This is a genomic window from Wandonia haliotis (assembly GCF_039523435.1).
GTDB classification, from domain to species: domain Bacteria; phylum Bacteroidota; class Bacteroidia; order Flavobacteriales_D; family Crocinitomicaceae; genus Wandonia; species Wandonia haliotis.
Genome location: NZ_BAAAFH010000003.1, coordinates 436,697 through 443,364, shown reverse-complemented (window position 1 = coordinate 443,364; position 6,668 = coordinate 436,697). Strand labels below are relative to the sequence as shown.

The window sequence follows — 6,668 nt, the reverse complement described above, 5'->3', positions numbered from 1 at the left end:
TCTTTTGAAAGGTGTATTCGTATCCCAATGAGTAGACAATGTTCCTACCCATGAACTCTCCAAAAAAGCCATGAGATTCAAGAATTTTATCCTGTATAGAATCCTGGTTCTTTTCTGTCATCCTGTCCGAAGACTCTAAATAGACGCCACGAAAAACTTCCTTTTTGGATTCCCTAATCAACGAATCGACACCCAATCCCCTACCATCATTTTGCTGTGCCCTCGCTCCGAGACTAACAACACCAACCAACAAAAAAACATATTGAACAGATTTCATAATAATTATTTATTTAGGAGTTCTTGCACCTGTTGTTTCAAACGGTCGATTTCTTCCCAATACGGTTTGATCCAGTTTTCGTAATCACCAATTTGTCCAGAACTAAAACAGTAATCATTTGATCCTGAAGCTGGGTTATATGGGTAGAGATCAAAAACTGTTTCAAAGCTATAATTTGGGATATAGTTTTTCCATGTTGGATCTACTACCTGAGCCATAATCAAGTGATTGCAACCAAAATAAAATAGGTATATTGTTGTTAATAAGTATTTTATATTCATTTTTCAATTGTTTTAAAGTTATACTTCACCGTGATTCCGGGAAAAATGGTAGAAAAGGAAAGTGTGTTCAGCCATTTCACAGAGGTAGCGGAAATTTTTATTTGGGTAGTTTCCCAATAGGTTGCTCCTGAAAGTATAAATTGCCAATTATCATTTTTTGTTCGGTAAAAAAATGATAGGTTGGGAACCAAACTCATTGCATGGATATATGGCATATCAGAATAGACCATTGTTTCACTTAATGCATCAGTATACATTACGGGAGTTGTATTGTAACCAAGGTAGGAGCCTATTCTGAAACCAAATTGATTACCATATTCATAAAATGCTCCAAGTCCCAGGTGAAGATTTAGAAATCTTTTTTTAATAGGGTTGAAACCAATTCCCGTTGTTACTCCGACTCCGTGTTTTTTTGGAAATTTTTTCGTCCATTCGTACCCCATAGAATACCAGAGTGGATTCTTACCAAGAGCCTCGATGTAAACACCATGAAGTACCTTAGATCCTTGACGGTATAATGTGTCTTTACCTGTCTTTCCAAAACTAGGTGTTGAATGTAACTTATTGTTTGTCTGACCACATACTAAGTGAGTCATAGTGGCTATACAGAGACATAAGAAAATAACCTTTTTCATAGTCTAAATTTAAAGTCAATTCCACAAGACGGTAAAAAATGGAGCCTTGTGATTTCTATTATATTCATATTGTCATCAACTGTGTATCCCATCTTGTTAAGTAGTGAAAAATTCACTTCAGGAGTGATGTAAAAAAGGCCTTTAACCACTGTGATTTCACAACCGATGTTTGCTGAAAAATAATACATCATCCGCGGAGGTCTGTCCCAGGGTACCCAACTGTTAAACCTGCCATTAATACTTGGCATGTTAAAAACGATACCTTCGGATAATCCTAATTTCAGCTTAGGGTTTTTACCAAACAAAACGACGGATTGATTAAGCGAAGGGCCAATAGACCAACCTCTGGTAAAATAGCCTACATGTCCGGCTGCTCGAAAGTCAAACTGTAGTAAAAGACGCTGATTGATTTCGTATTCTAAATTGTACCCTACTGAGGACATAAATGCCGGGCCCAGTAATTCGACAGACAGACCATGATACAGTTGTCTATTTCGTTTACTGCTCGTGGAGTCTGTTGTGGATTGGGTGATACTATTCCATGTAGGATCACGGGTAACAGAATCTACACCCAACCCCCTACCATCATTTTGCTGTGCCCTCGCTCCGAGACTAACAACACCGACCAACAAAAAAATAGATTGAACAGATTTCATAACAATTATTCATTTAGGAGTTCCTGTACCTGTTGTTTCAAACGGTCGATTTCTTCCCGTTGCTCGATTGAGTACAGTGTCAATTCTTCTATTTTTTCAAGCAATATACGATTCATCTCGCCAAGGTCACTTCCTTGTTCCAATACATTTTCGCGTGACGGTACTCCCGGGAGGTGTCCCTTTTCTTTGATAAAGTCCCGGACTTCGTACAAAGAACGAAGCTGATAATCTTCTTCAAACACATAGTCCGGCCATGTATTCTGGTCTACAATGATTCTCCGGGTATAGAACGTCTCGTCACTTGTATTCATCATCATGAGTGTGCGACTGGCATTGCTCAACCGGAGGTTACCGTTAACATCTACGGAGAAAATAGTTCTGTCATTTTCATAATCGTGCAATGTCAACTGGCGGGCGCGTACATCACCCGTATTGGTAATGGTAACCCGTTCCTGCGATACGCCACTTGCAGTATGGATCAATTGAAAAGCTGGTCGCGAATTGTTGTTGAAATTCCGGGCAATGGTGATGTATGGGCTTTCGTTTTCCGAATTGACCGGAGCGTCTCCCAATCGTAACCCGCCCTGAAAATACCCCCTGCTGCGTACATCCAATGCATATTTAGGATCGTTGGTTCTGATACCGACATTGCCGCAAAGGGCATAGAGCTTGTCCGGTCCGTTGGCCCATGTTGGCGTGGAGCCGGCAAAACAGGTTCGTGGCTGGTAGATGATGTCTGATAGGATCATACCGCCTATGCGTTTTACCTCTCCGTTGGTATTGCCGTCTCGTCCTAACAATCCGATTTTATCTAATTGGCCAGCCCCAATGGAGTCAAGGGTAGTGATTTCATCGAGTATCAGTTTTTTGCCAACGCCAACGTCCTGTACGAACTTGGCATCGCCTGCCACATTGAGATTACCCGCTATTTCCATATCGTCTTTGTTCATCGAGACGCTTTGCGATACAACGGATACCGTTGGGCATTCGGCAGACGTAATCAGCACGGCATACACGCCCGTTTGCTGCGGACTGAAAGACGAAAGCGTTGCCCCGCCGATGGCAGCGTTGTTCTGGTCGGCACGTACCCACTGGTAATTCCCTGAAGTTTCTACAGCGGTAATGGTGGTGCTGTCGTTGCTGACGGCAATCTGATTATTCAGCGATATTTGCTGACAGTCGGGGTTGTTTTGTGCGAAACTGTTCTGATTTCCTACTAATAAAGCGAATGTAGTAAGTGTAAAAAATACTCTTTTCATAGATTAAATTGTTTTGATACGTTACAAACATAACCTTTTTAGGAAATACTATTTACAAAAGTGTATAAAAATGGTTTTGGTGCAAAATCAAAAAAGGTTTGTTGTTTCTCTGCTAAATTATAGTAAACCGATTAATTTATTTGTTGTATTAAATGATTTTCAGGGTTGTTCTACCAACTAAAATCAGTATTCATTCTCATATCTGTAAAACAATTATAAGTAACTAAAAGTTACAGGGGGAGAGAACATATTTTATAACCTATTGAAAATCAAATGTGTTTTAGCTGCTTTTTTTCGTATAAGAGGGAACAGTTGGGCGTTGATGCCAACCCAATTCAAACTACGTAAACCAACAAGGATATTTACACATATCCTCGACGATACCACAAAATTCATAAAACAAAAGAGCGGACGAAAATCGAACCAAAAGAATCAATAAGATTGAATTTTTAGGGGCTCTTACAATTTCAAGAAATGAATACCAGCAGTTATTTTTTATGAAGAAAACAACAGAAAAAAGAGAAATAGATATTGATTTGGTGCAGCGGCCAAGAAAGGAAAATTTACTCCCTAATGTATTGAGCAAGCAGGAAGTTAAAGCAATATTAGAAGCACATTCAAATATAAAACACCGAATGATACTTACACTAATTTACGCATGTGGTTTAAGGAGAAGTGAGTTTATTCAGTTAAAACCTGCAGCTATTGATAGCCAGAGAAAGCTATTGAAAATGAACCAAAGTAAGGGAAACAAGGATCGATACATTCCTATTTCAGATACAATCATTGAGTTATTACGTCAATATTACAAACTATTCAAGCCAAAAAAATGGCTATTTGAAGGGCAAAAGTCTGGTAGGTCAATCATTAAAAACAGCATTAATCAAAGTCAAAAGAGTTTACAAAACATTCAAAGTCCGTTTGATGATTTGTAAATCAAAAACATTTCATTAATTTTCACAATGTAATATTCAGTAAAACTGTACAATATTTCCATATTGTAGACGGTAATGTATGGTTAAATTGGATGTATAAACTAGTTACCCAACATTAACAAGAATGAGCATTGTACGACCGAGACTTAACGATTTTCATAACATTCCAATAACTCAGGAGGAGGTTGATTTTGCGATTCCGTTCATTGATGAAGACATTCCACTTTATGTAGACCCATTCCTGTTGTGGAAATCTCCATCGATGCAAGATAACTCTTTACATCTTTTAATAACGAACAGCTTTAATCACCTTGGTCATTTAGTTAATAAAGGCATGGAAAAAGAAGCGATTGACTTATTAATTAGAGCATCTGAATGCGATGAAGCGGGACTTGGTAACTCAAAGACAAAAGCTGGTAAAAGAATCGGTGAAAAATTAGCCGTTAATGTACTGAGCCAATTCAAATCTATTCCTCAAATTAACAAGAATGGATTCACTCATTTCGAAGAAATTCAATTACTAGTAGATAACTTTTCCAAAGACAGAGTAAGCGATATCGCATGTAATTTCATTCAATCCTTTTTGGTTGATTTTACTATTGAACAATCTGAAAAGTATGGAATCCCAATTGAAAAAGTTAAACTACAGAATATATATAATTCAAAGACAAATTCGTTTGGGGAAGAAGAGACACATTTACCAATAAATCCTAGTACAAAATCTCCAATTTTATTAATCCCTAAAAGGTGGTTGAAGCACATGCCTTGGTTGAATAGTGATGATTATTTCAATAATTATTACATATCCAAAATTCACAAGGAAGGTAATGATTTCCCCGACAAGATTAAATTGCTTGATTTTAATCGTCATAACTATGACATCGTTCAGGCCTACACAGCTATCAAAGAAAAGCAGCTTGAAAACTGTAAAAATGATCCATTATTTACTCAAATCCCGGTAACTTCAGCAAAAAGAAAAATTTCTACAATTACTAAACTTCCATCCGGGAAAAGCGATAATGCAGATAGGAAATATGAGGATAATACATGTCAGCTAATGGCTTCACTCCTCTACCCACACTTGGATTTTGCAAGTGAACAAAGCAGAACGGATTCTGGTGTTTTAATAAGAGATTTAATATTCTATAATAACACTTCCACCAATTTCTTGAAAGAGATTTATAATGACTATGGAAGTAAACAAATTGTTTTTGAACTTAAAAACGTTCATGAAGTTAATCGAGATCATATATTTCAATTAAATAGATATTTGAACGATCAATTCGGAAGATTTGGGATTATAGTAACCAGGAATCCACCGCAAAAAAAGGTTTTTAAAAACACTATTGATTTATGGTCAGGACAAAGAAGGTGTATTTTAATTCTTGATGATTCAGACTTAAAAATGATGACACAAGTGTTCATAAGCAAACAGAGAGATCCTATTGAGGTTATTAAAAAGAAATACGTTGAATTCATTAGGGCTTGCCCATCTTAAAAGCAATTACAATGAAAATAAATATTGAGGATTTTAAAAAAATTCTAAACCAATTAGAAGGATTACATGATGAGATTTCCAATCTTTCGAAGAAGTCATATACTGATGCTTTAAATTCATTCAAATTGAAAATGGTAAATCAAGTTTTGAAAAGAGCAAATGTCCTTCTTGGTAAAGATTATAAACCTTTCGATGACTTTGATGAGTTTGATGAAGACGACTTACCTAGTAACAGCGATGTTACCCTCGTTCTGTCTCAATACATAAACTGTATGGAAAGTTTGAGAGAGGAAAATATTACATCCGAGATTGAATATACTATCAGCGGAAGCGTTGCAAAGATTTACTGGTCTTGGAAGGGAACAAAAACAGAAACTTATCCACCTAAAAATATCAAGAAATAATGTCAAAAAAAGAATATTATCAATCCGCCGAGAATGTTGAAAAATTTAAAATGTTAAGTGAACTCTTGGATTCAATCTATCTAGAAATGAAAGAATTTTCAAAGAAGAAACCTGATGAACCATTGAATACTTTCAAATGCAAAAATGTAAATCGAGTTTTAACTCAACTACAGGAGTTGCTCAATGAAGAACCCACAATAGGTTTTTTGGATTTACTCGATGAAGAAACACTTCCGACAAATAGTGATGCTATTTTAGTTATTGGACAGTATCAAGCATCTATGAAAAGATATTATAACAAGTACACTGACACTTACCGTAACTGGAATATCAAATAAACGTTGGGTAACAAAACCTAAGCGGCATTAAAACGACCGCTTAGCTTAGAACCGTTATCCTCAATTAGAATGGAAAAAATCAATCAAAATAATCTAATCCAATTTTTAAACAACTTAGAAATAGTTGAAAATGATTGCGACCATTCTAAATTCAAAGGTTGGAATGATTGGAATCCGAAATTTGAACCCGAATTAGTAAGAATAGGGAAAATTGAACAAGATCTAAATATGGAGTCTCCAAAAGAATATTGGGGAGAACAAGCTCCAATTTTGCTTAACGAATATCCTTATTGGAATTGTGAAATTCATCAATGCCCTAAGTGTAATCGACCTTTCTTCTTTTACAATGAAGATGGCAGTCACGGAAGCCAAAAAAGATATCGTC

Annotated in this window: 10 protein-coding genes; 5 read left to right on the top strand and 5 right to left on the bottom strand. The window is 36.4% G+C overall.

Going from position 1 to position 6,668, the window contains the following annotated elements; genetic code table 11:
- From ABDZ97_RS02500 to ABDZ97_RS02480, 5 genes are all read right to left on the bottom strand, one after another.
- On the bottom strand, window positions 1-277 hold a 277-nt coding region (locus tag ABDZ97_RS02500), incomplete at its 3' end, for a hypothetical protein (protein ID WP_343784756.1).
- Window positions 278-282: 5 nt separating this feature from the next.
- Complete coding sequence (locus ABDZ97_RS02495; RefSeq protein ID WP_343784754.1) at window positions 283-558, bottom strand: hypothetical protein; 276 nt, start codon at window positions 556-558, stop codon at window positions 283-285.
- Window positions 555-1,193, bottom strand: coding sequence for a hypothetical protein (locus tag ABDZ97_RS02490; RefSeq protein ID WP_343784752.1), 639 nt, complete (start codon window positions 1,191-1,193; stop codon window positions 555-557). The genes ABDZ97_RS02495 and ABDZ97_RS02490 overlap by 4 nt, the downstream gene beginning before the upstream one ends.
- Complete coding sequence (locus ABDZ97_RS02485) at window positions 1,190-1,849, bottom strand: hypothetical protein (RefSeq protein WP_343784750.1); 660 nt, start codon at window positions 1,847-1,849, stop codon at window positions 1,190-1,192. The genes ABDZ97_RS02490 and ABDZ97_RS02485 overlap by 4 nt, the downstream gene beginning before the upstream one ends.
- 5 nt (window positions 1,850-1,854) lie before the next feature.
- Window positions 1,855-3,108: a hypothetical protein gene (locus ABDZ97_RS02480; protein WP_343784748.1), complete on the bottom strand. Its 1,254-nt coding sequence runs from the start codon at window positions 3,106-3,108 to the stop codon at window positions 1,855-1,857.
- A 497-nt stretch (window positions 3,109-3,605) separates the two neighbouring features.
- On the opposite strand from ABDZ97_RS02480, the gene ABDZ97_RS02475 reads away from it, so the two are divergent.
- The 5 genes from ABDZ97_RS02475 to ABDZ97_RS02455 form a co-directional block, all read left to right on the top strand.
- Entirely contained in the window at window positions 3,606-4,043 is a 438-nt protein-coding gene (locus ABDZ97_RS02475) for a tyrosine-type recombinase/integrase (protein ID WP_343784746.1), read from the top strand.
- Window positions 4,044-4,167: 124 nt separating this feature from the next.
- Entirely contained in the window at window positions 4,168-5,541 is a 1,374-nt protein-coding gene (locus tag ABDZ97_RS02470; protein WP_343784744.1) for a hypothetical protein, read from the top strand.
- Between the two features lie 11 nt (window positions 5,542-5,552).
- Window positions 5,553-5,945 carry a hypothetical protein gene (locus ABDZ97_RS02465; protein ID WP_343784742.1) on the top strand — a complete coding sequence of 131 codons (393 nt, stop codon included), beginning with the start codon at window positions 5,553-5,555 and terminating at the stop codon, window positions 5,943-5,945.
- Window positions 5,945-6,283, top strand: a complete 339-nt coding sequence (locus tag ABDZ97_RS02460) for a hypothetical protein (RefSeq protein WP_343784740.1) — start codon at window positions 5,945-5,947, stop codon at window positions 6,281-6,283. The genes ABDZ97_RS02465 and ABDZ97_RS02460 overlap by 1 nt, the downstream gene beginning before the upstream one ends.
- A 69-nt stretch (window positions 6,284-6,352) precedes the next feature.
- Window positions 6,353-6,668, top strand: a 316-nt coding sequence (locus ABDZ97_RS02455; RefSeq protein WP_343784738.1) for a hypothetical protein, incomplete at its 3' end; no start/stop codon positions are given.

Excerpts from the sequence above, each read along its gene's own strand:
- ABDZ97_RS02480 (WP_343784748.1), bottom strand. The coding sequence starts at position 3,108 with ATGAAAAGAGTATTTTTTACACTTACTACATTCGCTTTATTAGTAGGA.
- ABDZ97_RS02465 (WP_343784742.1), top strand. The coding sequence starts at position 5,553 with ATGAAAATAAATATTGAGGATTTTAAAAAAATTCTAAACCAATTAGAA.
- ABDZ97_RS02495 (WP_343784754.1), bottom strand. The coding sequence starts at position 558 with ATGAATATAAAATACTTATTAACAACAATATACCTATTTTATTTTGGT.
- ABDZ97_RS02460 (WP_343784740.1), top strand. The coding sequence starts at position 5,945 with ATGTCAAAAAAAGAATATTATCAATCCGCCGAGAATGTTGAAAAATTT.
- ABDZ97_RS02470 (WP_343784744.1), top strand. The coding sequence starts at position 4,168 with ATGAGCATTGTACGACCGAGACTTAACGATTTTCATAACATTCCAATA.
- ABDZ97_RS02475 (WP_343784746.1), top strand. The coding sequence starts at position 3,606 with ATGAAGAAAACAACAGAAAAAAGAGAAATAGATATTGATTTGGTGCAG.
- ABDZ97_RS02485 (WP_343784750.1), bottom strand. The coding sequence starts at position 1,849 with ATGAAATCTGTTCAATCTATTTTTTTGTTGGTCGGTGTTGTTAGTCTC.
- ABDZ97_RS02490 (WP_343784752.1), bottom strand. The coding sequence starts at position 1,193 with ATGAAAAAGGTTATTTTCTTATGTCTCTGTATAGCCACTATGACTCAC.